We start from the raw sequence: 26,465 nt of genomic DNA, 5'->3' as shown, positions 1-26,465 counted from the left end.
AGAGTTCAACTTATGTTCGCAGCAACCAAGTCAAATCTCAACAGTATTGAGAAGAATACTGATTATGTAGTTAAAGACATAACCGAAGCAGAATTCGGTAGAAAAGAACTTTTGATCGCCGAAACAGAAATGCCAGGTTTAATGGCATTGAGAAAAAAATATGGAGCCCAAAAACCATTAAAAGGGGCTTTCATAGCAGGTAGTCTCCACATGACTATTCAAACAGGAGTTCTTATTGAGACTCTTGTAGAACTTGGTGCAAAAGTGAGATGGGCTTCATGTAATATTTTTTCCACGCAAGATCATGCTGCTGCAGCTATTGCAAATTTAGGAGTCCCAGTATTTGCTAAGAAGGGTGAAACTTTGGATGAATACTGGGAATATACTCATAAAATTTTTGAGTGGAGAGATGGTGAATATGCAAATATGATTCTTGACGATGGTGGTGATGCGACTGGATTGATTATTTTGGGGAGCAAAGCGGAAGAAGATATTTCAGTTCTTGATAACCCCTCAAATGAAGAGGAAATTGCATTATTTGCTTCTATTAAGAAAAAACTTACAAAAGATCCAAATTTTTATTCAAAAGCTAAATCTTTTATAAAAGGAATCACTGAGGAAACCACAACTGGTGTAGCTCGTCTTTACCAAATGGAAAAAAATGGAGACCTTGTTTTTCCAGCTATTAACGTAAATGATTCCGTGACTAAAAGTAAGTTTGATAATCTATATGGTTGCCGAGAGTCCTTGGTTGATGGCATTAAAAGGGCTACAGATGTCATGGTGGCTGGCAAGGTAGCCCTTGTCATGGGATATGGAGATGTTGGAAAAGGTTCTGCTCAATCTTTAAGGGGGTTAGGCGCGACAGTAATGATTTCTGAGATAGATCCAATATGTGCTCTTCAAGCCGCAATGGAGGGTTATAGAGTTGTGAGACTAGATGAAGTAGTTGAAGATGTTGATATTTTTGTTACGGCCACTGGAAATTTTCAAGTGATTCGTCATGAGCATTTGATCAGGATGAAGAACGAATCGATTGTTTGTAATATTGGCCATTTTGATAATGAAATAGAGGTTTCCTCTTTAAAGTCCTATGAATGGGAAAATATTAAAGCTCAAGTAGATCACATAACTTTACCAAGTGGTAACAAAATAATTCTTTTAGCAGAAGGAAGATTAGTCAATCTTGGATGTGCTACTGGTCATCCAAGTTTTGTTATGAGCAATTCTTTTACTAATCAAGTTTTAGCTCAAATTGAATTATTTAAATATGGCGTTAAATATTTGAACAAAGTTTATGTCTTGCCAAAACATTTAGATGAAATGGTGGCTGTTCTTCATTTAGATAAGATTGGAGCAAAGTTAACTAAGTTAACTCAAGAACAAGCTGAATATATTAATGTTCCAATTGAAGGTCCCTACAAGACAAATCAATATCGTTATTGATTTTATTTAAACAGTTCAAATTAAATGGAAATATCTGAATTTATTTCTTCTTTACCAGTATTTATAGGAAATGCAGTTGAGACTAATCAGTGGATTGGTTATGGGGCGATTTTATTGTCAATGTTTTTGGAAAACCTAATTCCGCCAATTCCTTCGGAGTTAATTATGCCTCTTGGAGGATTTTATGTAGCTCAAGGTCAATTAGATTTTTTACCAGTTGTTTTAGCAGGTTTAATCGGAACTGTTATTGGGGCTTTGCCTTGGTATGGAATTGGCAGATTAGTAAATGAAGAAAGACTTGAAAAATGGCTTGAGAAGAATGGACGGTGGATTGGAATTAATCCTCAAGAACTTGCTCGCAGTCGTAAATGGTTCAACAGGTATGGAGTGTCTTTAGTCTTTTGGGGAAGATTAGTCCCTGGAATTCGTACTTTGATTTCTGTCCCCGCAGGGGTTGAATTAATGCCTATTACCCCTTTTCTAATTTGGACAACCGCAGGAAGCCTAATTTGGACGTTGTTTTTAACAATTGCAGGTTTTTATTTAGGCGATAATTATGCAAATATTGAAACGTTTATTAGTCCTTTCTCAAGTATCTTTAAGACGATCATTGTTTTAATTATCTCTGGAGTTTTGATCAGTTTAATTTATAAATCCCTTCGTAAACTAATTAACAATTAAAAAGATATTTTTAAAATGGAATTTCGTCATTATTACTTGGTTGCTGATTAAAATTGTTGTTTTGAAAATTACTATTTTCTGAATCTCTTTTGGATCCTAATAATTCAAGACGATCAACTCTAACAACTGGCTTATTTCTATCCTCTCCAGTATTACGATCCTTCCAAGTATCCAATTTGAAGCTACCAGTTATACCGATCAAAGAGCCTTTTTTTACATAATCAGCAGCTACTTGGGCTTGTTTGCCCCAAATTTCTAAATTGAACCAATCTGGTTCATCGCTCCGATTCCTTCTATTTACAGCCATTGTTAGATTTGCTACTACAGTTCCAGATTCAAAATATCTAACTTCAGGATCTCTTCCTGCTCTGCCAACAAGGGTGACCGAATTTATTCCCATCTTTACCTCCTATGTTTACTGGTTGCTGAATAATATATTTATCTTAGTTCAACTCTCTTTATGATGGCTCAAATGATTGAAATCCGTGTTTTTTAACCGTTTCAAATTCTCCCGGGATATTGGGATTGATTTAGGTACGGCAAATACCTTGATTTATGTTTCTGGCAAAGGAATTGTACTGCAAGAACCTTCGGTTGTAGCAATGGACTTAGAAGAGGGGATTCCTCTTGCAGTAGGCGATGATGCGAAATTAATGTTAGGGCGAACACCAGGAAATATTCGTGCCGTTCGTCCGCTTCGCGATGGTGTAATAGCCGACTTTGATGCTGCTGAGCAAATGCTTAAGACATTTATTCAAAAATGTAATGAGGGTCGTGGAATAATTGCACCTAGACTAGTAGTTGGTATTCCCAGTGGTGTGACTGGAGTAGAGAGACGAGCAGTGCGTGAGGCTGGTCTTGCGGGAGCAAGAGAGGTGCATTTGATTGATGAACCTGTAGCTGCTGCAATTGGAGCTTCTTTGCCGGTTACAGAGCCCATAGGCACAATGATTGTTGATATTGGTGGAGGTACTACTGAAGTTGCTGTGTTAAGTCTTGGCGGGACAGTCTTAAGCGAATCTGTAAGAGTTGCAGGCGATGAAATCAATGATTCCATCGCAACATATTTAAAAAAAGTACATAATTTAGTAGTTGGTGAGAGAACAGCTGAAGAGATAAAAATTAAAATTGGATCAGCTTTTCCATCAAATGAATTTGATTTGCAATCAATAGATGTAAGGGGATTACATTTACTCTCAGGTTTGCCTCGCTCAATCAACTTGAAAGCAGGCGATTTACGTGAAGCCATGTCAGAGCCTTTGAATAAGATTGTTGACGCGGTTAAAAGAACTCTAGAAAGAACTCCGCCCGAACTGGCGGCAGATATTGTTGATAGGGGGATAATGCTTGCAGGAGGGGGGGCTTTAGTTAGAGGAATTAGTGATCTATTAAGTCATGAAACAGGAATTTTTACTCACGTAGCTGAGGATCCATTGCTTTGTGTCGTAAACGGATGTGGTTTGGTTTTAGATGATTTTAAATCAATGCGAAGAGTTTTAGATACGCCTGATTTTGCTAGGAATGTAATTAGAGATTGAACAAATGATTAAAGCCCGAAGGGAAATTGGGTTTCAGTTGCTTTTGAAAGGAAGGTTTTGGGTAATATTTTTATTTGGAGCTTTATTATTTGGGATTCGTTGGTCAAAAGGAGCAGGATATTTAGATTTATACTCTGTTTTACTGAAACCCATACTCCCAGGTACTGCTCAACGTGAATGGATTAAGGAAGGAAATAATGTTGAAAGAAGCATTCGATTAAAATTACTTGAGGATGATAACACTCGTTTAAGGAGAGCTCTTTCGTTAAAAGACTTTAATACTGGTCAAAGAATTTCAGCTGCTGTCATATCAAGATCCTCAAGAAATTGGTGGCAACAGTTAGAAATTAATAAGGGGTCAAAAGATGGAGTTTTGAAAGGGCTAACAGTAATTGGTCCAGGCGGCTTGATTGGTCTAATTGACAGCGTAACCCCATTGACTGCAAGAGTTAGATTATTGACTGATCCTGGTCATCAGGTAGGAGCTTGGATTGATCGCACTCAGCACCATGGGATTTTGACTGGGATGGGTACAAATAGACCAAAATTAATTTTCTTAAATAAAAATAGTTTGGCTAAAATTGGAGATGCTGTTACTACATCTCCAGCAAGTACTTTATTACCCCCAAACTTAACAATTGGAATTGTTAAGTCTGTGAACGAAAAAGCCTTACCATCTCCCTATGCAATAGTTCAATTAACTGCATCACCTGAGGCAATTGATTGGGTTCAAATCTTGAAAAATAATGCCCAAAAATAATAAGAAGATATTAATATTTTTGAATTTAATTTGTTTACAGTTTTGTATAATCACAGCTCCTGATTGGCTAAAAATAAATGGAATAACTCCATGTTGGCCTGTTATCTTATTATTGCCATTTTCGCTTCAAAACAGTCGTTTGAACTCTGCCATAGCTGCAGTTTTATTGGGTATCTTCATAGACTCTTTTACGATTGGTGATGTTTCTTATGTTCCATCTTTGCTGCTTTTGTCTGTAGCCTGGAGTACGTATAGATTGCATAATAAAAAAATTGAATTATTTTTAAATATTGGTTTGATGGCTATTTTGGGAACTGCCTTTGTTGGCTTTTCTATTTGGATTCAAAAAATTTTTCTTTATAACGTTTTAAGAAATAATTGGTTTCATTCATGGTCAATTTTTGTATTAATTTCCGAGGTCATAATTACTGGATTAGTTGCTCCATTTTTCTCTTCATGGCTTCTTCTAGCTAATAAAAAAAATTAATGAAAAATTGTATAAAGCTTTAAAAATAGGATAAATACTTATTTATTAGTGGGGACTCTGTCTTTATATATTATTCAAATGGCTTTGAATACCTAACTTGAAGATGATATCGTCATATAATAAAAAGCCATTTCTATGGTCATGTCACTAAGGAAACAGCTAATCTCATGACCTGCATTTTGGTTGTAGATGATGAACCAGCAGTGTTGAAAGTCTTGGTTACAAGACTAAATCTTGCTGGTTATAAAGTTTTATCTGCGCAGGATGGGGAGCAAGCACTAGAGGTTTTTCACAGAGAAGCACCAGACTTAGTGGTACTGGATGTCATGCTCCCGAAGATGGATGGTTTTGCAGTCTGTCGAAGAATAAGAGCAGAGTCTTGTGTCCCAATAATATTCTTGACTGCTCTTGAAGCGATTTCAGAAAGAGTCGCAGGTTTGGATTTAGGCGCTGATGATTATTTAGCTAAACCATTCAGCCCAAAGGAGTTAGAAGCAAGAATTGCGACAATTTTGAGAAGAGTCGGACCTGCTCCGACTGTTGATGAGCCCAGAGAGGTTCCATCAGGTCAAGGAGTAATGAAGCTTGGTGATCTTGTTGTAGACACTAATAGAAGGCAAGTCAGTAGAGGAGGAGAAAGAATAGGGCTTACATATACAGAATTTAGCTTGCTGGAATTATTATTCCGTGACCCTGGTCGTGTTGTACCTCGAGCAGAAATTTTAGAACAACTTTGGGGTTACCCTCCCAGAAGAGCAGCAGATTTAAGAGTTGTGGATGTCTATGTTGCGCGCTTAAGAGGCAAGCTTGAACCAGATCCAAGAAATCCGGAACTGATTTTAACGGTAAGAGGTATTGGCTATGCGTCTCAAAGAATGGGGGAATTTCCTACTGCTATTGCCAGTTGAAGATTAATAGCTCAAAATTGATAGGTTTGCAATTGATATTGTGTATTACTGCCGTTTGTACCCATTGCCTTGTCTGAATTAAGAGATACCCGCCTTGAGAAGGCAAAAGCACTAAATAAGCTTGGTCAAGGTCCCTATGGTTTGAATTTTAGACCTACTGATTCTGCCGCTGTTTTGCAGGAAAAATATGAAGATTTGCCAAATGGCGAAGAAAAAAACGACGAAGTATCTATGGCAGGGCGAGTAACTTCTAGAAGAGTGATGGGAAAACTTGCTTTTTTTACTCTTGCCGATGAAACAGGCACAGTGCAGCTCTTTTTGGAAAAGGCGACCTTAAATCGGAATGAAGATAGCGAGAATCTAAATAATAATTTTGAGAACATTACATCTCTCGTTGATTCTGGTGATTGGATAGGAGTCAGTGGAATATTAAGGAGAACTGATAGAGGCGAACTTTCTATAAAGGTTTTTGAATGGTCAATGCTATCAAAATCGTTACAACCCTTACCAGATAAATGGCATGGACTTGCAGATGTAGAAAAGCGCTATAGACAAAGATATTTAGATTTAATTGTAAATCCGCAGTCAAGAAAAACTTTTCGAACCAGGGCTTTATTAGTTAGTTCAATTCGACGATGGTTAGATGAAAAAGACTTTCTTGAAATCGAGACCCCAGTTCTACAATCAGAAGCTGGAGGAGCGGACGCAAGGCCTTTCATAACTCATCACAACACGCTCGATTTGCCTTTGTATTTGAGGATTGCAACAGAATTGCATCTTAAAAGACTTGTGGTGGGTGGATTTCAAAGGGTCTATGAACTTGGAAGAATTTTTAGAAATGAAGGAATTAGCACTAGGCATAATCCTGAATTTACATCTGTTGAGATTTATGAGGCCTTTTCAGATTATTTCGACATGATGGATTTAACAGAAAAATTACTTTCCTCAGTTTGTGAAAAGATTTGTGGATCGACCAAAATTAATTATCAAGAGCAAGAAATAGATTTGCAACCTCCTTGGAGAAGGGCCACGATGCATGATTTAGTTAAGGAATTTACTGGAATTGATTTTGAATTGTTTGGAGACAATGCTGATAATGCTAGGACTGAAATGCGTCGAAAGGGGCTTCAAGTGCCCAACAAGGCTGATAGTGTAGGAAGCCTATTGAATGAAGCTTTTGAACAAGCAGTAGAGCCTGAACTGGTTCAACCTACATTTGTGATGGATTATCCAATTGAGATTTCTCCATTGGCTAGAAAACACAGAAGCAAGAAAGGTTTAGTGGAAAGATTTGAACTTTTTATTGTTGGAAGAGAAACTGCTAATGCTTTTAGTGAATTAATTGACCCTATTGATCAAAGAGAGCGTTTACTTTTACAGCAAGCAAAAAAAGAAGCGGGTGATCTTGAGGCTCAAAGTTTGGATGAGGATTTTATCAATGCTCTTGAAGTCGGAATGCCTCCAACAGGAGGCCTAGGAATAGGAATAGATAGGTTCGTAATGCTGTTAACGGATAGTCCTTCAATAAGAGATGTCATAGCTTTTCCACTTTTACGACCAGAATCAAATTTAAAACAAACTGGAAAGTGACCCATCAGAGTGGATAATAGGCGAGTAACTATTTTGTTCAGATGAGTGGCGAGAGAGTTGGTTTCCGATTCAAGCATGCAGATGCTGTTGTGAAAAGGAACCCCCAAGGGCGATCAAGACGCGGTTGGGTTATGGAACCTGTTGAACAAACGACAAGCAGGGGCACAAAAATGCCTGCTTATCGAATCAGATGGAGAGATAGCGAGCGTCCTGAAATCGTTTTGCAACACATGCTCATTGCTGATCCTGATCCAACACCGCCACCAGAAAATGTTAGTTTGGATGTCAAATGAAAAAGGATTATTAATGTTTGATTTTTTATACAAATTCGAATAAAAAGTAATAAATTTTTTTTTTAAAAACGTTTTATAGCATTAGCTAAATCTCTTTTTGAGTCATTACTCTTTTCTCTCTCTCTTTTGTCATGAAGCTTCCTTCCTTTACCTACACCTATTTTTAACTTGATCCATGAGCCTTTTAGATAAAGACTTAAAGGTATTATTGTTAAACCTTTTCTCTCTAAATTTATTTTTAATTTCTCGATTTCTTTTCGATGAGCAAGAAGTCTTTTGATTCTCAGAGGTTCGTGATTGAAAAATTTACCTGCATAATTATGAGGTGATATATGAACATTGTGAAGTTGAATTTGATCTTTTTTAATCAGGCAAAAGCCATCTTTTAAATTTACTTTTCCAGCTCTAATTGATTTAACTTCTGTTCCAAGAAGCTCTAATCCAGTTTCAAGTGTTTCTAGGATTTCATATTCATATCTTGCTTGTCGATTCTCTGCTAATCGACGATTTCCATCGACTGAGGAATCTTTTTTGGATTTTTTCTTTCCTTTTTTGCTCATTCTTCTATTTTCCTCCATTTTAGTTGAGATGCCACTACCCTTCGGTCATGGCAATTGTGTCTTCAATTACTAATCATTCTTCTCTTCCCAATGATAAGGGAGAGGAAAGATTGGTTGACCCCAGTCTTTTAAAGGAGGAGATTAAATCATCTCAACAAGATTCACTAAGGCCTAAATCTTTTGATGATTTTGTAGGTCAATCTGAATTAAAAAAAGTTCTTGAGATTTCAGTTAAAGCATCATTAAAAAGAGGTGAAGCACTTGATCATTTAATGCTTTATGGGCCACCAGGATTGGGCAAAACTACCATGGCTCTTGTTATTGCTGAGGAATTGGGGGTTAAAGCCAGAGTTACAAGCGCTCCTGCTCTTGAACGACCAAGGGATATTGTTGGATTATTGATTAATATGCAGCCACGTGAATTGATTTTTGTAGATGAAATTCACAGACTAAATCGAATATCACAGGAACTTTTGTACCCTGCGATGGAAGATAGAAGGTTAGATTTAACTGTAGGTAAGGGTACTTCCTCGAGACTGCGAGCAATCGAACTCCCACCTTTTACCTTAGTAGGTGCTACGACAAAACCTGCAGCCTTAAGTTCCCCTATGCGAGATCGTTTTGGCATAACTCAGCGACTAGATTTTTACAATTATTTGGACCTTGAAAATATAATTAAAAGATCTGCAAAACTCATTAATTTATTAATTTCAGAGGAAGCATCTCACCAATTAGCCAAAAGAAGTCGAGGTACTCCTCGAATTGCAAATAGGCTGATACGAAGAGTTAGAGATTATGCAGAAGTGCATTCTTCTTCGAAAAAGATTGATGTTGAAGTCGTTAACGATGCGCTTGATCTTCATCGTGTGGATCAAAGAGGTCTAGATGCAACAGATAGAAGTTATTTGAGCTTGTTAGTTAATCAATATCAAGGAGGCCCAGTAGGACTTGAGACTTTGGCTGCTGCACTTGGAGAGGATTCAACCACTCTTGAAACTGTGGTTGAGCCTTATTTAATGCAAATTGGTTTTTTGCAGAGAACTTCTAGGGGAAGGGTTGTTACTCCAGCAGCTAAAAAACATTATTTGCTTTCCGCAAATAATATAGATATATGATTTCTGGAAGAGTTGTAAAAGTTCTACTTTTACTTTCTATTATTTTTGTTTTCGTACCATTTTCTACCCAAGCCAAAGTGCTTCCTAAAGTTTTATTTGAGAAGGCTCTTCAAGAAAGTAAAGAAGGAGATTTCATTCGAGCTGAAAAAGATTGGAGTTCTTACTTAAATGAGAATCCAGAGGATGCGGCTGCCTTAAGTAATAGAGGTAATATTCGTCTCGCCCTTGGCGATCCTAAAGGAGCCATAAGAGACCAAACTAAGGCTATTGAAATTTCGCCTGAAGATTTAGACCCTTATCTGAATAGAGGAATTGCCGAAGAAGCACTGCAGCGTTGGGAGGACGCCAGTAAAGATTACAACTATGTTTTAAACATTAATCCTAAAGATGTTTCAGCTTTATATAACTTAGCTAACGTGATGGGCTCCATGGATAATTGGATGGAAGCGAAGAAATTGTTTGCTAAAGCTGCCTCGTCAAATAATGCCATAGCTATGGCTAGGTCTAGTGAGGCGCTTGCGATTTATCAATTGGGCGATCTTGAACTCGCTGAAAAGAAAATCAGAATATTAATCCGTAAATATCCTTTATTCGCAGATGCGAGAGCAGCATTAAGTGCTCTTCTATGGAGTAAAGGCTTCTCAGGTGAAGCTGAGAGCAATTGGGCTGCGGCGGCTGGATTAGATATTCGATACCGCGAGGAGGATTGGTTATTGAATATTCGCCGTTGGCCTCCGAGACCTACAAATGATTTGATTGCATTTCTAGCTTTGGATGATAAATGAAAGATTTAGGAAAAAAAATTGACGCTTTAACTAAGGATATACTCCCTGATTTGATTCGATTACGTCGTCATCTCCATGCTCACCCAGAGCTAAGCGGTCAGGAATATCAAACTGCTGCTCTTGTTGCTGGGGAGCTTAGAAAATCAGGTTGGGAAGTAAAAGAAGCCGTTGGTAAAACGGGGGTGGTAGCTGAAATGGGTAACAAAAACGGACCTGTTGTTGGCTTACGAGTTGATATGGATGCTTTGCCAATCGAGGAGAGAACAGATTTAGATTATTCTTCTGCAATTCAAGGTCTGATGCATGCATGTGGCCATGATCTGCATACTTGTATTGGTTTGGGGGTGGCAAAAGTATTAGCAAAAAACAAATTTACAAATTCTCGAATCCGAATCATTTTTCAACCTGCTGAGGAGATTGCTCAAGGTGCAAATTGGATGAGAGCTGAAAAGGTCCTTGAGGGAGTTCAAGCTCTATTTGGTGTGCATGTTTATCCAGATTTGTCAGTTGGCAAGATTGGAATAAAAACTGGTACTTTTACAGCAGCCGCGGCTGAATTGGAAATAGATATTATTGGAAATGGAGGGCATGGAGCTAGACCACATGAAGGCATCGATTCAATTTGGATTTCTGCAAAAGTTATTAGTGGACTTCAAGAGGCCATTAGTAGACGCTTGGATGCTCTTAAGCCAGTAGTTATTAGCTTTGGGAAAATTTCAGGAGGTAATGCTTTTAATGTAATTGCTGAGAGGGTTAAGCTTCTAGGTACAGTAAGGTGTCTTGATAAAAACCTTTATGAAAATTTGCCTCAATGGATTGAGAAAATAGTGCAAAATATAGCCTCTAATTATGGAGGCAAGGCTAATATAAAATTCAAGTCTATTGCTCCTCCAGTTTATAACGATCCAGAGTTGACTGGTTTGTTATCTAGCTGTGCAAAGAATTTTATGGATCAAGAAAATATTGTTTATTTAGAAAATCCATCATTAGGAGCTGAAGATTTTGCTTTCTTCTTGCAAGATGTTCCAGGCACCATGTTTAGATTAGGAGTTGCTGGCGATCAAGGTTGTGCTCCATTGCACAGCGGATATTTTTCTTTGGATGAAAAAAGCCTGGAATTAGGAATAAAAATTTTGTCTCAAACACTAGTCATGGCAACTAAAACTCTCCAAGACATCTAGTCACTTGATTTTATGAACAAGTTGGGTAACCCATTAATCTCAATTTCAGCACCATTGCTAGTTTTATTAGCAATTACAGGCTTTTTAAATAGAGAGGGCAAAAATAAAATCCAAGCCATACCTGCTTTAGTTGTTGGAAGTGGATTGGTTTTGACTGGCGCGGTTAGAAGATTTAGCAGACGCAGAATGTTGTTTTTAGAGATAAAAAAAGATATGAATGATCAAAATTTTTGATTCGAAAATTTTTATCTATAAAAACTTTAGGGTTTAGTTCCGGTTTTCGAGCTAATTTGTATTTATCGCTAGGGGTGCCATATCGCTTTGCTATATGGCTGAGATCACACCCTCTGAACTTGATCTGGTTTGTACCAGTGTAAGGAAAGTGAAGTCTTGTGATCTTTATTCATATTGCTCCTTTTTTATTCAATAGCTTTTTAGTTCATGCGGAATTCATGGGTGGCTTCCAGAAAAGGTAAAACTAATGTTTCTCAGATGCATTTTGCTCGCAAAGGCGAAATTACTGAAGAAATGAGATACGTGGCAAAGCGTGAGAATCTTCCTGAGTCTCTAGTTATGGAGGAGGTAGCAAGAGGTCGAATGGTTATTCCTGCAAATATTAACCATGCGAACTTAGAGCCGATGGCAATAGGTATTGCCTCAACATGTAAAGTTAATGCAAATATTGGTGCTTCGCCAAATGCAAGCGACATTGGTGAAGAATTAAAGAAGCTTGAGCTGGCAGTTAAATATGGCGCAGATACTCTCATGGATCTCTCTACTGGAGGGGTTAATTTAGATGAAGTGCGAACTGCAATCATAAATGCATCCCCTATCCCCATTGGTACAGTTCCTGTTTATCAAGCTTTAGAAAGTGTTCATGGTTCTATTTCAAGGTTAACTGAGGATGATTTTTTACACATAATAGAAAAGCATTGTCAGCAAGGAGTTGATTATCAAACTATTCATGCAGGCTTATTGATTGAACATTTACCCAAGGTTAAAGGTCGAATTACTGGAATAGTTAGTCGTGGTGGTGGAATTCTTGCTCAATGGATGCTTTATCACTACAAGCAAAACCCTTTGTTTACTCGTTTTGATGATATTTGTGAAATATTTAAACGCTATGACTGCACTTTTTCTTTGGGGGACTCTCTAAGACCTGGATGTCTGCATGATGCATCAGATGAAGCTCAACTTGCTGAGTTGAAAACCCTTGGTGAATTGACTAGACGTGCTTGGAAACATGATGTTCAAGTCATGGTTGAAGGACCTGGTCATGTACCTATGGATCAAATTGAATTCAATGTTAGGAAGCAAATGGAGGAGTGTTCAGAAGCACCTTTCTATGTTCTAGGTCCATTAGTAACAGATATTTCTCCTGGTTATGATCACATCTCAAGTGCAATTGGTGCAGCCATGGCAGGTTGGTACGGGACTGCGATGCTCTGTTATGTGACACCTAAGGAACATCTTGGGTTGCCAAATCCTGAGGATGTCAGAGAAGGTTTGATTGCTTATAAAATTGCTGCCCATGCTGCAGATGTAGCAAGACATAGATCAGGAGCTCGTGATCGTGATGATGAGTTAAGTAAGGCTCGTAAAGAATTTGACTGGAACAAACAGTTTGAATTGTCCTTGGATCCCGAGAGAGCTAAGCAATATCATGACGAAACTTTACCTGAAGAAATTTTCAAAAAAGCAGAGTTTTGTTCAATGTGTGGCCCTAATCATTGTCCAATGAATACAAAAATCACAGATGAAGATCTTGATAAATTAAACGATAAAATGAAGTCAAAAGGGGCAGGTGAATTAACTCCAGTAAAGTTAAATAAAGAAAATTAGTTCTTTATTTAACTTTACTGGAGTTAATTAATTAGTTGAGAATTATATTTTGAATTTTATTTGTTGAGAAGATTTCTAGATTTATCAATTACGTTCTCAACTGTAAATCCAAATTTTTCCATACATAATCCACCTGGGGCAGATGCTCCAAAGCTATTCATAGTTACGCTATCACCATCAAGACCAATATATTTATGCCATCCGAAGCTCTCTGCAGCTTCAACTACTATCCGTTTCCTGATATTTGATGGTAAAACTTCTTCTTTATAACGCTCGCTTTGTTCTTCAAAAAGTTCAACGCATGGCATAGAAACAACACGCACTTTTCTTCCTTCGATAGTTAACTTTTTAGCTGCTTGAACACATAAATCAAGTTCAGTTCCGGTTCCGATAAGTATTAGTTCTGGAGTGCCATCGCAATCTTCAAGTACGTATCCACCTAAAGCAACTTTGTCTACAGATGAATTTTGTTGATTGGCCATACCCTGCCTACTTAGGCATAAGGAACTTGGTCTCTTACGATTTTTTATTGCAACTTTATAGGCACCACTGGTTTCATTGCCATCGCCTGGACGGAAAACCATCATATTTGGCATTGCTCTCAATGATGGAATGGTTTCTATGGGTTGATGTGTTGGGCCATCTTCACCAACACCTATGGAATCATGGGTTAAAACATAAATAACCCCTAGCTCACTAAGAGCTGAAAGACGCATCGAACCTCTCATGTAGTCTGCGAAGACTAAGAAGGTTCCACCATATGGAATCAAACCACTATCGTGATAAGCAATACCATTCAATATGGCTGCCATGGCATGTTCTCTGACACCAAAATGTAAATAACGTTTCTCAGGACTGTCATATTGAAAAGATCCAGTCTCACCTTTTATATCTGTGTAATTTGAATGAGTTAAATCGGCAGAACCTCCTATTAGTTCAGGAATGTTTGGACCAAGAGCGCCTAGACATATTTGAGAATGTTTTCTAGTAGCTACCCCCTTATCATCAGCTGTATAGGTTGGTAAATCTTTATCCCATCCTTCTGGGAGCTCGCCTCTCAACATACGCTCAAATTGAGATGCTTCATTGGGATATTTTTCTTTATACGTAGCAAGAGTTTCATTCCACTTTTCTTCTAGTTGTGCACCTTTTTGAATAGCTTGACGATATTGATCGTATGCATCTTGAGGAACCTCGAAAGGCTTGTAAGACCAACCTAATTGTTCCCTTGTGAGTTCCGCTTCTTCCTCACCTAAAGGAGCACCGTGAATACCTGCAGTATCGCTTTTGTTGGGTGAACCATAACCAATGGTTGTGGTTACTTTGATAATTGATGGCTTATCTGTGACTGCTTTTGCATTTTCAATAGCTTTAGATATCCCTTCTACATCTGTATTCCCCTCAGGAATTTCTTGTACATGCCATCCATATGCTTCATATCTTTTTAGGACATCCTCTGTAAATGAGACGTCAGTTCTTCCATCAATAGTGATGTGGTTGTCATCGTATAAAGCTATTAATTTGCCGAGTTTCAAATGACCAGCAAGAGAACAGGCCTCTGAAGAAATGCCTTCTTGGTTGCAACCATCTCCCATGATCACATAGGTGTAATGGTCTACAACTGTTGAATCAGGCTTATTGAATTTTGCAGATAGGTGGGATTCTGCAATGGCTAATCCTACTGCATTTGAAATTCCTGCTCCCAAAGGTCCAGCAGTTACTTCAACACCAGGAGTTTCAAATGTTTCTGGGTGTCCTGGAGTTTTAGCTCCCCATTGTCTAAATTCTTTAATATCTTCAATGGTGACAGAATCATAACCAGTCAAATGTAGAAGGGCATACAAAAGCATGCATCCATGTCCTGCTGAAAGAACAAATCTGTCTCGATTAAACCATTTTGGGTTTTTTGGATTATGACGTAAGTGTTTATCCCACAATGCATAACCCATCGGTGCGCAACCCATAGGGAGTCCAGGGTGACCACTTTTTGATTTATTAATTGCATCAACAGCGAGCATCCTGATGCTGTTGATGCAAAGTGTGTCTAGGGAAGTAGTCAAGGCAACCATTTTTAATTAAGAAGTTGGGAAAAAGAAATTTAAGTGGAAAGAGGAAATGAAATTGGTTAGATCATTTGTCGAAAAGCTAGACAGACATTGTGACCGCCAAACCCGAATGAGTTAGACAATACGACGCCTAATTTTTTCTCCCTTGCTTTGTTTGGTACATAATCAAGATCACAATTTGGGTCTGGATTGGAATAATTAATTGTTGGCGGAATTATTTCATGTTTTATTGCCAGAGCACAAGCAACAGCTTCTATCCCACCAGAACCTCCCAACAAATGTCCTGTCATGGATTTGGTTGAGCTTGTAGGCACTTGATATGCATAATTTCCTAAAGCACTTTTTATAGCAGATGTTTCATTACTGTCATTTGCAGGAGTGCTAGTTCCATGAGCATTAATGTAATCAACTTCTTCTGGATTAATTTGTCCATCAATTAATGCAAGTTTCATAGCTTCTGCACCTCCGACTCCACCTGGCGTAGGGGAAGTTATGTGATGTGCGTCACATGTAGTTCCATAACCAATTATCTCTGCATGGATTGTGGCATCTCTTTTTAAGGCATGTTCAAGAGTTTCTAGAATTAATATTCCTGCTCCTTCTCCAATTACGAAACCATCTCTTTGAGAATCAAACGGTCTACTCGCCGTGCATGGATCCTCATTTCTAAATGATAGGGCTTTAGCACTCGCAAAACCTGCGACTCCTAAGGGGGTAATACTTGCTTCTGCTCCTCCACAAACCATTGCATCTGCTTTGCCTAGTTGGAGCAGTCTGAATGCATCACCAATAGCATTTGATCCGGCGGCACAAGCAGTAGAAACTGCTGAACTTGGACCTTTGGCGCCAAGTGCAATAGCCGCTAGCCCTGTAGCCATGTTGGGAATCATCATGGGAACAGTAAATGGACTTACTCGACTAGGACCTTTGTTGTTTAAAACATGAGCTTGAGTTTCCATCGTTAGCAATCCGCCAACTCCAGAACCAATGATCACGCCAATTTTTTCAGCATTTAAATCGTCAATTACTAGACCCGAATGATTCAGGGCTTCTTTGGCTGCAACGACTCCAAATTTTGAGAAACGATCCCATCTTTTGGATTCTTTTGGTTCTAATTTGCCGGTTGGGTCAAAACTTTTTACCTCTGCTGCAAATCTGCATGCATGGGAGGAGGCATCAAAAAGGGTTATTTGATCAACCCCATTGCGCCCAGATTGAAGTCCTTTTAGGTAACTTTCGATGTTGTTGCCAATTGGAGTTATCGCTCCAAGACCTGTCACAACAACTCGATGGAGTTTCTCCATCATTTGAACCTCAAGACTGTTTTTCTTCGATGTAATTGACTGCATCCCCCACAGTGGCAATGCCTTCTGCAGCTTCGTCAGGGATCTCTATGTCAAACGCCTCTTCCAGAGCCATCACTAGCTCGACAGTGTCGAGAGAGTCTGCACCGAGATCGTTTTGGAAATTTGAATCCGGTTTAACTTCACCAGCTTCAACACTAAGTTGTTCTGCGACGATAGAACGAACTTTTTCAAGGATTGCTTCCTGGGACATAACCTTCTTAGACCTGAGTTCTAATCCTACGGGTTAAAGTGTCGAGTTAACAAAAGTGACTAGATTGCAACTAATTTTTTTTATGAAGCAAATCTTTGGGTATAGTTTTATACATCAAGAAACCTGTGCTGTAACTTGTCACACGCCGTAAAAATCTATGACACCTGTATTGGTTGCACCCAATGCGTCAGGGCTTGTCCACTTGATGTTCTTGAAATGGTTCCTTGGGATGGCTGCAAAGCTTCACAGATAGCTTCCTCTCCAAGAACTGAAGATTGTGTTGGATGTAAGCGATGTGAAACTGCTTGTCCAACTGATTTCCTTAGTATTAGGGTTTACTTAGGTGACGAAACAACTAGAAGTATGGGTTTGGCTTACTAAAAATTTGGGTTTGGCTTACTAAAAATTTGGTATTTTGCTTGAGGAAGGTTTATTTTAAAAAATAATTTTTGATGTAAATTTAAATATATGTGTGGCATTTTTGCTGTTATTGGATCAAGAGAAGTTTCTTCTTTACTTATTGATGGATTAAGAAAATTGGAATATCGCGGTTATGACTCTGCAGGTATAGCAACAATTGACAATTTAAATAACGATCAAATTGGACAACTAAATGTCACAAAAGCAAAAGGAAAGCTTGTTAATCTATCAAACTTAATTAAAAAAAAGCCTCCAAAAGGTCATGTTGGTATTGCCCATACTAGATGGGCTACTCATGGAAAGCCTAACGAGAGAAATGCTCATCCTCATCTTGATTTCTCAGGGCAAATTGCAGTTGTGCAAAATGGGATTATCGAGAATTACAGAGAGTTATCTAGCAGCCTGAAAGTTAAAGGAATCAAATTAACCTCGGAAACTGACACTGAAATAATTCCACACTTAATCGGTCTTGAGATAGAACAGTCTCTGGCAAATGGACTTTGCCCTGATGAACAAACACTATTAATCGCTGTTCAAAAAGTTTTGACTTTATTAGAAGGGACTTATTCCATCGCAGTGATTTGGTCTAAGGCACCAAATGCCTTGGTAGTAGCTAGAGGGCAAGCTCCATTAGTTCTTGGCTTTGGCGAGGGTGAGTTTTTTTGTGCAAGTGATACACCAGCATTAATAGGATTTACCCGTACATTTTTACCTTTAAGGGATCACGAAAGTGCACTTTTAACCCCACTAGGAATTGAACTATATGATGATGATGGAAAGAGGCAGCATAGAGCACCATCGATCTTGCAGGGCACGGAATTTTTTGCCGATAAAAGAAATTTTCGTCATTTCATGCTTAAAGAAATTTATGAGCAGCCAGAGACGGCACAACAATGGATAGATAGATTTTTGCCTATGGATTTGCCCTCCGAAAAACCAGTAGCTTTGCAGGTTTCTAAATCTATCCTTGAGAAAATAGAACAGATTCAAATACTTGCCTGTGGCACAAGCAGACATGCAGGTATGGTTGGTGCTTATTTGTTGGAACAGTTTGCAGGAGTTCCTACAAAGGTATATTTCGCGAGTGAATTTCGTTATGCTCCCCCTCCACTTTCTCCCAATACTTTGACAATTGGAGTAAGTCAATCAGGTGAAACTGCAGACACTTTAGCTGCCTTAAGGATGGAAAAGGAGAGAAGAGATTCGACTAAAGATCCTCATTTTTCTTTTCATCAATTGGGCATTACTAATAGAATTGATAGTTCATTTGGTCGTGAGCTAGATAATGTTATTGATATTGGATCAGGCATCGAAATAGGTGTTGCAGCAACCAAAACCTTTCTGGGACAAATGTTGTCCTTTTATGGTTTAACACTTTTATTTGCATCACATAGACAAAAAAGAAACTCTCAAGAAATTTTAGATCTCTCCAATGATTTGAGATTAATCCCTAAACAGCTAACAAATCTTATAAAAAAACATGATTCTCTCTCTAAGGAAATAGCACATTTGTTTGTTGAAACAAAGGATGTAATTTTTTTAGGTAGAGGAATAAATTATCCAATTGCACTTGAAGGTGCTCTTAAATTAAAGGAAATAAGCTACATCCATGCGCAAGGCTATCCAGCTGGAGAGCTAAAACACGGACCAATAGCACTTTTAGATCAACATGTTCCAGTGGTATCTATTGCTGTCCCTGGAATCGTCTATGAAAAAGTACTTAGTAACTCGCAAGAGGCTAAAGCTAGAGATGCCCGTTTGATTGGGGTGTCTACTCATCGATCTGAATCGGAAATGTTTGATGAATTATTTACTATTCCAAAAGTTAGTGAATGGGTGAGTCCTCTATTGACCGTTGTACCTTTGCAGTTATTTAGTTATCACATAGCAGCACATAAAGGTTTAGATGTTGATCAGCCTAGGAATTTAGCCAAAAGTGTAACCGTGGAATAAAGATTCTTAACTCTCAATCATTTTATTTAATTAATTACCTGTAATTTGAAAAATAAAATATAGTTTTTCATCAACTAAGATTTTTTATTCTGCCATAAGAATCTTCAAAGCGAATGATGTCTTCTTCATCTAAATACGCTCCGCTTTGAACTTCAATAAGCTCAAGTTTCATTTTCCCTGGATTGCTTAATCTATGCTTGCAGCCTAAAGGAATGAATGTGCTTTCATTTTCACTTAAAAGTTGCTTTTCTCCATTTTTTTCTATCAAGGCTGTTCCGTTAACTACAACCCAATGTTCAGCTCTATGATGGTGCATTTGTAAAGAAAGAGAAGCATTTGGCTTTACTTCTATGAGCTTGACTAGCCATCTATCCCCCTCAACTATTGTAGTGTAATTTCCCCAAGGTCTATAAATTTTTCTGTGAACTTTACCTTCTGGGAAGTCTTTTGAGCAAAGGCTTTTGATTATATTTCCAATATTTTGAGATTGATCTCTATTAGCAATTAATATAGCATCATTTGTATCTATAACTATTAGATCTTCTATTCCTATTCCCACAATTAGACGTTGTTCACTTTCTAGATAACAATTTCTACTTTGTTCAGCGATTATTCTCCCATTTATGTAGTTTCCATCCTTATTCTTTTGACTAATATCCCACAAAGATTTCCAACTTCCTATATCACTCCATCCTACATTTAAGGGAAGAACGGTACCTAAGTTTGTTTTTTCCATAACTGCTATATCTAAAGATATTTTTGGACATTTCTTGAATGACTCTGTTTCTAATCGTAGGAAATCAAGATCTTCTACATCTTTCTCAATTGCAATTTTGCAATAATTTATGATTTCTGGAGAGAATTTCTCTAATTCACTTATTATTGAACTTGCTTTAAAAAGAAACATACCACTATTCCAAGTATAGCGAGAATCTTTGATTAATTTTTCAGCTATTTCTTTATTAGGTTTTTCTATAAATTTGTTTATTTCTAGACCACTTATTTGATCTTCATTATTATCTAATTCTTTTGCTTCAATGTAACCGTAACCAGTTTCTGCAGAAGTTGGAACAATACCAAAGGTCACTAATCTACCCTGCTTTGCATATGTTTTTGCTGATTGAATTACTCTTTGAAATTCAATGATATTTTCTATCAAGTGATCGGCTGCCAAAATTAACAGTAAAGGATCTTTACCTAAAGAAATTGCTTGAAGAGCAGCAACTGCAATTGCTGGTGCAGTATTACGTCCTACGGGTTCCAGAATAATTGCCTGAGGATCAGTATTTATTTCTCTAAATTGCTCTGCAACTATAAATCTATGATCCTCATTACATATTAAAATGGGATTTTCAAGTCCCTCTAAACCCAGAAGCCTTTCATAAGTTTTCTGCAAAAGTGTTTTCTTTGTTCGTGTATCTAACGCTAGAAATTGCTTAGGATAACTTTCTCTAGAAAGTGGCCAAAGTCTTGTTCCTGATCCACCACTAAGAATTACAGGAATTATGGAGTTATCAGTTATTCTCATAAAGAACTTTGTAATTTATTTTTGAAGTTTTGTTTAAAAACCTCAATAATTATTAGAGTTCCAATAAGCCATTGGGTGGATTGATTAGCAACCATTTTTCTTTGATGTCTATTTCTGGGACAATTTCTTTAACAAAAGGTACCAAAACTTTTTTACCTTCCACTAACTCTATCTCTAGAAGGTCATTCCCTCCCTTCATTAAGTCAGTTACATGACCAATTAAAGCTTTTTTGGGACCGCTTCTTGCCTCTAGACCAATTAAATCATAGTAATGGTACTCATCTTTACTCAACATCGGTCTGCTATCACTTGGTATAACTATTTTCCAACCAATAATTTCTTCCGCAGAACTTCTAGTAGATACTCCCTCGATAGAAAGTACATAGATTGATTTGCCTGGAATAAGCGTTCCTTTTGTTAAATTGATTTCAGTAGGTAATTCGTCAGTTTTTTGAATCCATCGTTTCCCAGGTTGTGTAAATCTTTCAGGAAAGTCGCTATTAGGTTTAATTCGAATATCTCCTTTTAAACCTTGCGGAGCAACAATTTCACCTATTGACATCCATTTATCTTTTTCGATCATTTTTATGAGTAGACTTTTTCAAAGTTTATTTGAATATGGTTAATTATGACTGATACAAAAGATCCTATTCTTCCTGGTACAACAGTAACTGTTAATAACCAAGAGTCAATTTACAATGGTTATGAAGGATTTGTTCAAAGAATAAGTGGTGATAAAGCGGCAGTGCTTTTTGAGGGGGGGAATTGGGATAAATTATTAACAATACCTCTTAAAGATCTTATGAAAAATTGATTATTCATTTTTCTAAGGAAACTAATTACTGATCAATTACATTTTTCTCGAAATACTTCAATGCTTTACTTGCAGCATCTTTTTCGGCTTGCTTTATTGACTTTCCAGTTCCTTCAGCAATCGATCGATTTTTGACAAAAACACTACACAAAAATCGTTTAGGATTGTTATGCTTTTTATCAATTTCAATTGTTTTATATCTGGGAATTGATAAGCCTTTACTTTGAGTCAATTCCTGAAGTGCTGATTTGTAATTTTTCTTATGAGGATCAGCTAGAACTTCATTACTTTTCTCATCCCAGAACGGAATAAGCCAATCTTTTATAGGTTCAACAATATTAAGACTTTCATACAAAGCTCCTATTAGTGCTTCAGTTGCTTGCGCTTGAATAGTTGCGTTTGCTGATTTATCTCTAAGGGCTTTATTCCCAATAACTAATACACTGTTGATTTCTATTTTTTTACCAACTTCTTCTAGCCATTGATCACTTACCAGATGTGAACGAAGTTCAGATCTTTCTCCTACTTGCATATATGGATATTTATTTTTTATGAAATCTGATGCAACGAGTCTGAGAACTGCGTCTCCAAGAAATTCAAGATTTTCATAATTAATTTCACTATTTGCTGAACTATGAGTAAGTGATTCATTAATATATAAAATATTTTTTATTTTTTCTTTCGTAAACTCTTTTTTAAATTTTTGATCTAAATTTAGACCTTTAATAAAATTAATTATTTCTTCTACTCTGTGATTTGAGATTTTCATAATTCTTTAAAGAATATAATTTAAGTGATAAAAATAGAATTTTGACTGTGATTTTTTGTATGAAATGAATAAAGTGAAAGCAGGTCATAAGCCGGGTTCTGTTCATTCTTCTTTCTTCAGAAATCGAATGGGTAATCATCTATCTGGGGCTAACGTTACCGCTAGCCTCAAGCGGCTCTCTTCAGGGACAAGGTCTATGGCCATCCATTGCCCCTCGCCTTGCTCCTAGCCGGGGTTTACCTAGCCAGCACCTCTCGATGCTGCTGGTGCGCTCTTACCGCACCTTTGCACCCTTGCCGCGTCTGTTGGGATTTCCCCATCAAGCGTTAGGCGGTGTGTTTCTGTGGCACTATCCTCACGGTCACCCGCACTGGGAATTACCCAGCAAGCCTGGCCAAATAGGAGCCCGGACTTTCCTCAATAGAATTCTTCAGCTTTTTTGCTGAAGTTCAATTGCGATCACCTCCCCTGCTTTCATCTCCATCATGCCTCAAGGCATAATTAATTTCAGGGGGCTGTAGCTCAGCTGGATAGAGCGACGGTTTCCTAAACCGTAGGTCGTGGGTTCGAGTCCCGCCAGCCCCGTGCGAAAAACGAATAAAAACTAAAAATCTATAGTCCTAGATCTGGTGGAGGTGCAAAATCATTACTCTTTCGCTAGCGTTAATTAGGTGAATTAAGTCAACATGGCCCAGCTTCACGATCTTCGTTTGCGATTGCTTGTTCAGCAAGAGAGTGAGCAAATATCAAACTCTCAACCAAGTGATTTAGATTTATCAATTGTTCAAGCTCGATGCTTGTGTTGGTTAACACTTCTAGCCGAAGCGCATGAAGATCAAGCTAATGATGCGGAAGGAAGAAATGATACAGAACAAGCAATGGGTTGGTTTGCTGACTCAATGAGATTACGAGATGTTATTCAAGTGGTCTCTAGCATTGAAATACCTCTGCCTGAAAGCTCTGAATTGGATAATAATGATGAAGGAGGAGATTTCTTTAACGGTGAGCCACCTATGACGGCCTAAGAAATGCAATGATGGTTGCTAAGCTGCCTCGAAGAAGGTGCCTGAAGAACCATGCCAATGTCCAGATTGCCAAAGATTTTACAGGGAACATGATCGTCTAATCAGAGAGTTTCCCACTTTGCGTCAACAGCAAGAGATTAATTGGGCTGCTCTTCAATCTTTCCGAACTTTATGTGGACGAGTCTTAGAAGATTTGCAAAAGAAATTGAATCTAAACTCATCAGATCAATTTGAAGATAATTTTCAAACTGGAACTATTGAGAAAAAAGATAAATCAGTTACACAAGTGATTTCTGATCTTGAAAATATTCATGCTCATTTATATTCTATTGAAGCTTTAATGGAAAGAATTTTTGATGTCAAGGTTTCTGATGAAGTTGAAGATACATTTCGAGAAGTCGCTGGAGAACTTGCTCCAGATCCATTCAATATAGATCGGTTAAGGTTAAATAGATTATTACATCAAACACCAGATTTGCCTGATAAATAATTATTTATTTTTCACAACTTATCTCCACAGGTAATGGCTTAACCTTCCATATTGATTGACAGTATTCTCTTATTGATCTGTCTGATGAGAAAAAGCCAGATCTAGCAGTATTTAAAAGAGCCATACGATTCCATTTCTTACTTTTTTTCCAAGCTTTACTAACTTCATCTTGTGCGCGTAGGTAATCATCAAAATCAGCCATAACAAAGAAAGGATCGCTTCCTGTCAAGATATTAATTATTGGTCTAAACAGCTCACTATCACCATTACTAAAATGCCCAACTTCTATTAACTTAAGAGTTTCTTGTAGTTCACTCGATTCTGCGATAAAGCTATTTGGATTATATCCTTGAGCTCTTAATTCCATTATTTCTGATTCTGTCTTACCAAACAAAAAGAAATTTTCTGCGCCGACTTTATCCCTAATTTCTACATTAGCTCCATCAAGAGTTCCAATCGTTAATGCGCCATTCATTGCAAATTTCATATTTCCAGTTCCTGAGGCTTCTTTTCCAGCAGTTGAAATCTGCTCAGAAAGATCAGTTGCTGGATAGACTTGCTCACCAAGTTTTACATTGTAATCAGGAAGAAAAACGACCCTTAGTAACCCATCCATATCTGGATCTGCATTAACTACATCTGCTATACCATTAATAAATCTAATCATTAATTTCGCCATGAAATAACCTGGTGCAGCTTTACCACCAAAAATGACAGTACGTGGTGCAATATTTTTTGTTACTCCGTTTTTAATTCTTAGATATTGTGCAATGACTTGCAAAGCATTTAAATGCTGTCTTTTATACTGGTGAATTCTTTTAACTTGAACATCAAATAAACTTGAGGGATCTACTAGCACGCCAGTCTGTCTGTGTATGTACCCAGCTAGTTTCCTTTTGCCAGATAACTTAGCCGATGCAAAAAGATCTAAAAAATTGGAGTCATTTTCTTTTTTTTCTAATTCTAGTAATAGGTCCATATTGGTAATCCAATTAGGACCTATTTCTTTGTCAAGAAGTTTAGAGAGTTCAGGATTTGCTAAGGCTACCCATCTGCGTGGAGTAACTCCATTGGTGACGTTAGTGAATTTTTCAGGCCAGAGTTCTGCAAATTCAGGTAGTAATTGTCTCTTGATTAGATCTGAATGAAGAGCAGCTACTCCATTGACATGATGTGCTCCAATTGTCGCTAAATGAGCCATTCGTATGGCTTTCCCTCCATCTTCATCAATAATTGAAAGCTTCCTTAAAATCGCATCATTCCCAGGATACTTTAGTCTTACTTGTTGCAAGAATCGTCTATTTATTTCATAAATAAGTTCTAAATGTCTAGGTAATAAGCTTTTAAAAAGGCTAAGGTCCCATTTCTCGAGAGCTTCGGGCAACAAAGTGTGGTTTGTATATGCAACTGATCTATTGGTGATTTCCCATGCTTTATCCCAATCCAATCTATGTTGATCAATTAATAGTCGCATTAACTCTGCAACTGCTATGGCTGGATGAGTGTCATTTAGTTGAACTGTCCAGTGATTTGGGAACTCCTCTACAGCTATTGACCGTTTTTCTAAACTTCTAAGCATATCCTGCAAGGAACAACTTACGAAAAAGTGTTGTTGCTTTAAGCGTAGTCTTCTTCCTTCGTCAGTTCCATCATTGGGGTATAGAACTTTTGATAGTGTTTCTGATGCTACTTTCTCTTCTACAGCTCCGTAGTAATCGCCAATATTGAAAGCGTAGAAATCAAAACTTTCGGTTGCATCAGCTCTCCATAATCTCAATCGATCGCAGCTGTTTACTCGATAACCAAGAACAGGGACATCGTGTGGGACCCCAATAGCGTGTTCGCTTGGAATCCATCGAGAGCGATAATTTCCATTGTCATCAGTATAACTCTCGGTTTGACCTCCAAAACCGACTAGGCAAGCTTCATCTGGTTGGGGTAATTCCCAAGGCCATCCACCTTTGAGCCATTTGTCAGTAACTTCTACTTGCCAACCATCTCTTATTAATTGGTTGAAAATTCCAAATTCGTACCTAATTCCATATCCCACTGCGGGAACCTGAAGACTTGCAAGTGATTCCATATAGCAAGCTGCAAGTCTCCCTAATCCTCCATTCCCAAGGCCAGGCTCTTCTTCTACTTCCAATATCTCATTTAAAGATTCAATACCAAACCTTTTAAGCGCTTCTTCTGCCTCTTTTTTAATGCCTAGATTCAGTAAATTATTATTTAGTTGAGGTCCTATGAGGAATTCAGCTGAAAGATATGCAACTGTTTTTTGAGGTCTAGCTCTGATTGTCTCTTGACTTGTTAAGTATCTACTCATCAATCTGTCTCTAACAGCGTAGCTCAAAGCCATATAGAGATCTCTAAGGCTTGCCGATGTAGCAAGTTTCCCAAGAGTAAAAAAGAGATGCTCAGTCATTCCATCGAAGACTGCATCAGCATCCATACCAGCCCGAACAGGATCCGCATAGCATCCTGGGGTCGGTAGACGCAGGTCTAGTGACTGGGAGCTGCTCATAAGGGCGTCAAAGGTCTCTGGACGCTAGCTAATAAAGCCTTAGTAATCAGTGAGTAACTTCAGATCCACACCTTATTGATTAAGTCTCCTTTGATACTTATGCCAAATATGCCCTGTGATTAGGTAATTTATG

General features: G+C 37.8%; 27 protein-coding genes, 1 tRNA gene, 1 other RNA gene and 1 riboswitch. Of the genes, 19 read left to right on the top strand and 10 right to left on the bottom strand.

The features are described 5' to 3' along the window. The first annotated feature begins 12 nt into the window (after positions 1-12). Together ahcY and EW15_RS09580 are read left to right on the top strand one after the other, a co-directional pair. Entirely contained in the window at positions 13-1,446 is a 1,434-nt protein-coding gene (gene ahcY / locus EW15_RS09585) for an adenosylhomocysteinase (RefSeq protein ID WP_038654571.1), read from the top strand. 24 nt (positions 1,447-1,470) lie between these two features. Continuing rightward, positions 1,471-2,127 (top strand): DedA family protein, encoded by a 657-nt coding sequence (locus EW15_RS09580; RefSeq protein ID WP_038654568.1) that lies wholly within the window; start codon positions 1,471-1,473, stop codon positions 2,125-2,127. Between the two features lie 10 nt (positions 2,128-2,137). Here EW15_RS09580 and EW15_RS09575 read toward each other — a convergent pair whose 3' ends face one another. Continuing rightward, positions 2,138-2,527: a single-stranded DNA-binding protein gene (locus EW15_RS09575; protein WP_038654565.1), complete on the bottom strand. Its 390-nt coding sequence runs from the start codon at positions 2,525-2,527 to the stop codon at positions 2,138-2,140. 85 nt (positions 2,528-2,612) lie between these two features. Here EW15_RS09575 and EW15_RS09570 point away from each other — a divergent pair, with 85 nt between their 5' ends. The 6 genes from EW15_RS09570 to EW15_RS09545 all read left to right on the top strand — a co-directional run bounded on the left by EW15_RS09570 (position 2,613) and on the right by EW15_RS09545 (position 7,703). After that, on the top strand, positions 2,613-3,665 hold the full coding sequence (locus EW15_RS09570) for a rod shape-determining protein (protein ID WP_038654550.1): 1,053 nt from the start codon (positions 2,613-2,615) through the stop codon (positions 3,663-3,665). Positions 3,666-3,669: 4 nt separating this feature from the next. After that, entirely contained in the window at positions 3,670-4,425 is a 756-nt protein-coding gene (mreC, locus tag EW15_RS09565) for a rod shape-determining protein MreC (RefSeq protein WP_038654547.1), read from the top strand. Further along, complete coding sequence (locus tag EW15_RS09560) at positions 4,412-4,912, top strand: hypothetical protein (RefSeq protein ID WP_038654544.1); 501 nt, start codon at positions 4,412-4,414, stop codon at positions 4,910-4,912. Before mreC ends, EW15_RS09560 begins: the two co-directional genes overlap by 14 nt. 167 nt (positions 4,913-5,079) lie before the next feature. Then, the gene (rpaB, locus tag EW15_RS09555) at positions 5,080-5,820 is read left to right on the top strand and encodes a response regulator transcription factor RpaB (protein ID WP_038654541.1); all 741 of its coding nucleotides are present in this window, start codon (positions 5,080-5,082) and stop codon (positions 5,818-5,820) included. 69 nt (positions 5,821-5,889) lie between these two features. Next, complete coding sequence (gene lysS, locus EW15_RS09550) at positions 5,890-7,410, top strand: lysine--tRNA ligase (RefSeq protein ID WP_038654538.1); 1,521 nt, start codon at positions 5,890-5,892, stop codon at positions 7,408-7,410. A gap of 41 nt (positions 7,411-7,451) precedes the next feature. Then, the gene (locus tag EW15_RS09545; RefSeq protein WP_038654535.1) at positions 7,452-7,703 is read left to right on the top strand and encodes a hypothetical protein; all 252 of its coding nucleotides are present in this window, start codon (positions 7,452-7,454) and stop codon (positions 7,701-7,703) included. 62 nt (positions 7,704-7,765) lie between these two features. Here the strand turns inward: EW15_RS09545 and smpB are convergent, their stop codons facing one another. Then, a complete protein-coding gene (gene smpB, locus EW15_RS09540) occupies positions 7,766-8,263 on the bottom strand; it encodes an SsrA-binding protein SmpB (RefSeq protein ID WP_038655508.1) in 498 nt (165 codons plus the stop codon). A 47-nt stretch (positions 8,264-8,310) separates the two neighbouring features. On the opposite strand from smpB, the gene ruvB reads away from it, so the two are divergent. The 5 genes from ruvB to thiC all read left to right on the top strand — a co-directional run bounded on the left by ruvB (position 8,311) and on the right by thiC (position 13,186). After that, on the top strand, positions 8,311-9,378 hold the full coding sequence (ruvB, locus tag EW15_RS09535; protein WP_038654532.1) for a Holliday junction branch migration DNA helicase RuvB: 1,068 nt from the start codon (positions 8,311-8,313) through the stop codon (positions 9,376-9,378). Then, positions 9,375-10,163, top strand: a complete 789-nt coding sequence (locus tag EW15_RS09530; protein WP_038654529.1) for a tetratricopeptide repeat protein — start codon at positions 9,375-9,377, stop codon at positions 10,161-10,163. The genes ruvB and EW15_RS09530 overlap by 4 nt, the downstream gene beginning before the upstream one ends. Continuing rightward, positions 10,160-11,344, top strand: coding sequence for an amidohydrolase (locus EW15_RS09525; protein WP_038654526.1), 1,185 nt, complete (start codon positions 10,160-10,162; stop codon positions 11,342-11,344). Before EW15_RS09530 ends, EW15_RS09525 begins: the two co-directional genes overlap by 4 nt. 12 nt (positions 11,345-11,356) lie before the next feature. Further along, positions 11,357-11,578 (top strand): DUF3188 domain-containing protein, encoded by a 222-nt coding sequence (locus tag EW15_RS09520; protein WP_038654523.1) that lies wholly within the window; start codon positions 11,357-11,359, stop codon positions 11,576-11,578. 60 nt (positions 11,579-11,638) lie between these two features. Then, a riboswitch (TPP riboswitch) is annotated at positions 11,639-11,742 on the top strand. Between the two features lie 43 nt (positions 11,743-11,785). Then, positions 11,786-13,186 carry a phosphomethylpyrimidine synthase ThiC gene (gene thiC / locus EW15_RS09515; protein WP_038654520.1) on the top strand — a complete coding sequence of 467 codons (1,401 nt, stop codon included), beginning with the start codon at positions 11,786-11,788 and terminating at the stop codon, positions 13,184-13,186. A 56-nt stretch (positions 13,187-13,242) separates the two neighbouring features. Here thiC and tkt read toward each other — a convergent pair whose 3' ends face one another. The 3 genes from tkt to acpP are packed head-to-tail and all read right to left on the bottom strand — an operon-like array spanning position 13,243 to position 16,809. Then, entirely contained in the window at positions 13,243-15,255 is a 2,013-nt protein-coding gene (gene tkt, locus EW15_RS09510) for a transketolase (RefSeq protein WP_038654517.1), read from the bottom strand. Between the two features lie 56 nt (positions 15,256-15,311). After that, positions 15,312-16,559: a beta-ketoacyl-ACP synthase II gene (fabF, locus tag EW15_RS09505; protein WP_038655505.1), complete on the bottom strand. Its 1,248-nt coding sequence runs from the start codon at positions 16,557-16,559 to the stop codon at positions 15,312-15,314. Positions 16,560-16,566: 7 nt separating this feature from the next. After that, the gene (gene acpP / locus EW15_RS09500; protein WP_038654514.1) at positions 16,567-16,809 is read right to left on the bottom strand and encodes an acyl carrier protein; all 243 of its coding nucleotides are present in this window, start codon (positions 16,807-16,809) and stop codon (positions 16,567-16,569) included. 135 nt (positions 16,810-16,944) lie between these two features. On the opposite strand from acpP, the gene psaC reads away from it, so the two are divergent. Beyond that, positions 16,945-17,190, top strand: coding sequence for a photosystem I iron-sulfur center protein PsaC (gene psaC / locus EW15_RS09495; protein ID WP_011295528.1), 246 nt, complete (start codon positions 16,945-16,947; stop codon positions 17,188-17,190). Positions 17,191-17,277: 87 nt separating this feature from the next. Next, a complete protein-coding gene (glmS, locus tag EW15_RS09490) occupies positions 17,278-19,182 on the top strand; it encodes a glutamine--fructose-6-phosphate transaminase (isomerizing) (protein WP_038654511.1) in 1,905 nt (634 codons plus the stop codon). Between the two features lie 70 nt (positions 19,183-19,252). Here the strand turns inward: glmS and EW15_RS09485 are convergent, their stop codons facing one another. Beyond that, a complete protein-coding gene (locus EW15_RS09485) occupies positions 19,253-20,710 on the bottom strand; it encodes a mannose-1-phosphate guanylyltransferase/mannose-6-phosphate isomerase (RefSeq protein WP_038654508.1) in 1,458 nt (485 codons plus the stop codon). 52 nt (positions 20,711-20,762) lie between these two features. Next, the gene (gene rimM / locus EW15_RS09480; protein ID WP_038654505.1) at positions 20,763-21,293 is read right to left on the bottom strand and encodes a ribosome maturation factor RimM; all 531 of its coding nucleotides are present in this window, start codon (positions 21,291-21,293) and stop codon (positions 20,763-20,765) included. Between the two features lie 45 nt (positions 21,294-21,338). On the opposite strand from rimM, the gene EW15_RS09475 reads away from it, so the two are divergent. Further along, on the top strand, positions 21,339-21,524 hold the full coding sequence (locus EW15_RS09475; RefSeq protein WP_038654502.1) for an NAD(P)H dehydrogenase subunit NdhS: 186 nt from the start codon (positions 21,339-21,341) through the stop codon (positions 21,522-21,524). 25 nt (positions 21,525-21,549) lie between these two features. Here EW15_RS09475 and rnc read toward each other — a convergent pair whose 3' ends face one another. Next, complete coding sequence (rnc, locus tag EW15_RS09470; protein WP_038654499.1) at positions 21,550-22,293, bottom strand: ribonuclease III; 744 nt, start codon at positions 22,291-22,293, stop codon at positions 21,550-21,552. A gap of 71 nt (positions 22,294-22,364) precedes the next feature. Next, positions 22,365-22,769: RNase P RNA component class A (rnpB, locus tag EW15_RS10390), an RNA gene on the bottom strand. A gap of 35 nt (positions 22,770-22,804) precedes the next feature. On the opposite strand from rnpB, the gene EW15_RS09465 reads away from it, so the two are divergent. The 3 genes from EW15_RS09465 to EW15_RS09455 all read left to right on the top strand — a co-directional run bounded on the left by EW15_RS09465 (position 22,805) and on the right by EW15_RS09455 (position 23,808). Then, a tRNA-Arg gene (locus EW15_RS09465) sits at positions 22,805-22,878 on the top strand. Between the two features lie 101 nt (positions 22,879-22,979). Next, positions 22,980-23,318 carry a hypothetical protein gene (locus EW15_RS09460; protein WP_038654497.1) on the top strand — a complete coding sequence of 113 codons (339 nt, stop codon included), beginning with the start codon at positions 22,980-22,982 and terminating at the stop codon, positions 23,316-23,318. A 37-nt stretch (positions 23,319-23,355) separates the two neighbouring features. Next, entirely contained in the window at positions 23,356-23,808 is a 453-nt protein-coding gene (locus EW15_RS09455; protein WP_038654492.1) for a hypothetical protein, read from the top strand. 4 nt (positions 23,809-23,812) lie between these two features. Here the strand turns inward: EW15_RS09455 and EW15_RS09450 are convergent, their stop codons facing one another. After that, positions 23,813-26,332 carry a glycogen/starch/alpha-glucan phosphorylase gene (locus EW15_RS09450; protein WP_038654489.1) on the bottom strand — a complete coding sequence of 840 codons (2,520 nt, stop codon included), beginning with the start codon at positions 26,330-26,332 and terminating at the stop codon, positions 23,813-23,815. Between the last annotated feature and the right edge of the window lie 133 nt (positions 26,333-26,465).

Source organism: Prochlorococcus sp. MIT 0801 (assembly GCF_000757865.1).
Classification (GTDB): Bacteria; Cyanobacteriota; Cyanobacteriia; order PCC-6307; family Cyanobiaceae; genus Prochlorococcus_B.
The sequence above is the reverse complement of the archived record's forward strand: the minus strand, read 5'-3'. Positions and strand labels throughout refer to the sequence as shown.

What these genes read in the sequence shown, in the direction of transcription:
- ahcY (WP_038654571.1), top strand. Translation starts at nt 13, where the DNA reads ATGTTCGCAGCAACCAAGTCAAATCTCAACAGTATTGAGAAGAATACT.
- EW15_RS09580 (WP_038654568.1), top strand. Translation starts at nt 1,471, where the DNA reads ATGGAAATATCTGAATTTATTTCTTCTTTACCAGTATTTATAGGAAAT.
- EW15_RS09575 (WP_038654565.1), bottom strand. Translation starts at nt 2,527, where the DNA reads ATGGGAATAAATTCGGTCACCCTTGTTGGCAGAGCAGGAAGAGATCCT.
- mreC (WP_038654547.1), top strand. Translation starts at nt 3,670, where the DNA reads ATGATTAAAGCCCGAAGGGAAATTGGGTTTCAGTTGCTTTTGAAAGGA.
- EW15_RS09560 (WP_038654544.1), top strand. Translation starts at nt 4,412, where the DNA reads ATGCCCAAAAATAATAAGAAGATATTAATATTTTTGAATTTAATTTGT.
- rpaB (WP_038654541.1), top strand. Translation starts at nt 5,080, where the DNA reads ATGACCTGCATTTTGGTTGTAGATGATGAACCAGCAGTGTTGAAAGTC.
- EW15_RS09545 (WP_038654535.1), top strand. Translation starts at nt 7,452, where the DNA reads ATGAGTGGCGAGAGAGTTGGTTTCCGATTCAAGCATGCAGATGCTGTT.
- smpB (WP_038655508.1), bottom strand. Translation starts at nt 8,263, where the DNA reads ATGAGCAAAAAAGGAAAGAAAAAATCCAAAAAAGATTCCTCAGTCGAT.
- ruvB (WP_038654532.1), top strand. Translation starts at nt 8,311, where the DNA reads ATGGCAATTGTGTCTTCAATTACTAATCATTCTTCTCTTCCCAATGAT.
- EW15_RS09530 (WP_038654529.1), top strand. Translation starts at nt 9,375, where the DNA reads ATGATTTCTGGAAGAGTTGTAAAAGTTCTACTTTTACTTTCTATTATT.
- EW15_RS09525 (WP_038654526.1), top strand. Translation starts at nt 10,160, where the DNA reads ATGAAAGATTTAGGAAAAAAAATTGACGCTTTAACTAAGGATATACTC.
- EW15_RS09520 (WP_038654523.1), top strand. Translation starts at nt 11,357, where the DNA reads ATGAACAAGTTGGGTAACCCATTAATCTCAATTTCAGCACCATTGCTA.
- thiC (WP_038654520.1), top strand. Translation starts at nt 11,786, where the DNA reads ATGCGGAATTCATGGGTGGCTTCCAGAAAAGGTAAAACTAATGTTTCT.
- tkt (WP_038654517.1), bottom strand. Translation starts at nt 15,255, where the DNA reads ATGGTTGCCTTGACTACTTCCCTAGACACACTTTGCATCAACAGCATC.
- fabF (WP_038655505.1), bottom strand. Translation starts at nt 16,559, where the DNA reads ATGATGGAGAAACTCCATCGAGTTGTTGTGACAGGTCTTGGAGCGATA.
- acpP (WP_038654514.1), bottom strand. Translation starts at nt 16,809, where the DNA reads ATGTCCCAGGAAGCAATCCTTGAAAAAGTTCGTTCTATCGTCGCAGAA.
- glmS (WP_038654511.1), top strand. Translation starts at nt 17,278, where the DNA reads ATGTGTGGCATTTTTGCTGTTATTGGATCAAGAGAAGTTTCTTCTTTA.
- EW15_RS09485 (WP_038654508.1), bottom strand. Translation starts at nt 20,710, where the DNA reads ATGAGAATAACTGATAACTCCATAATTCCTGTAATTCTTAGTGGTGGA.
- rimM (WP_038654505.1), bottom strand. Translation starts at nt 21,293, where the DNA reads ATGATCGAAAAAGATAAATGGATGTCAATAGGTGAAATTGTTGCTCCG.
- EW15_RS09475 (WP_038654502.1), top strand. Translation starts at nt 21,339, where the DNA reads ATGACTGATACAAAAGATCCTATTCTTCCTGGTACAACAGTAACTGTT.
- rnc (WP_038654499.1), bottom strand. Translation starts at nt 22,293, where the DNA reads ATGAAAATCTCAAATCACAGAGTAGAAGAAATAATTAATTTTATTAAA.
- EW15_RS09460 (WP_038654497.1), top strand. Translation starts at nt 22,980, where the DNA reads ATGGCCCAGCTTCACGATCTTCGTTTGCGATTGCTTGTTCAGCAAGAG.
- EW15_RS09450 (WP_038654489.1), bottom strand. Translation starts at nt 26,332, where the DNA reads ATGAGCAGCTCCCAGTCACTAGACCTGCGTCTACCGACCCCAGGATGC.